Annotated in this window: 1 pseudogene; it reads left to right on the top strand. The window is 43.8% G+C overall.

What is annotated here, in order from left to right:
• Positions 1-464 (top strand): annotated as a pseudogene (locus AB4486_RS23060) (hypothetical protein); the annotation flags it as partial.

Below are 464 nucleotides of genomic sequence, written 5' to 3'. Positions count from 1 at the left end.
CCAATCCGTGCATACCATTCCAACACCAAAAGTGAATTGGGAGTCGATTGCCATGGAACCTGCGCCTGCAATGCCAACAGTTCGCTTCGACCATAAAGTCAAAGCCATGGAAGCGCTTAATGAATACAAACCATACTGGCTAGATATACTGTTGGGTAACAAATCTAAGTTTCACACCCTCACAAACAATGTCGAGCTAGCAGCAGAGAAAGACATCGAACACTACAAAGCGGAATTTGTAGATTGGGTACAGAACTACAGTTACTGGGCAAAAGGCAATCAATTGTCGCAAGGCGTTTTGAATAACGATAGCCAAGCAAAGCTATCTGCCCTTTCTGAAGCTCAGCAGAACCCGATGAACGCGACAGTGGTCGACACTAAGCTGATAAACCACAACTTCAATACCTATAAAAATGGTCACCTGTTAGAAATCAACATTCAGGTTAATAAGCACAACGTGATCC

Origin of the sequence: Vibrio sp. 10N.222.55.C6 (genome assembly GCF_041473395.1) — a bacterium.
Lineage (GTDB): Bacteria > Pseudomonadota > Gammaproteobacteria > Enterobacterales > Vibrionaceae > Vibrio > Vibrio crassostreae_C.
Note: the sequence above shows the minus strand (reverse complement) of the source record. Positions and strands in the feature narration are given on the sequence as shown.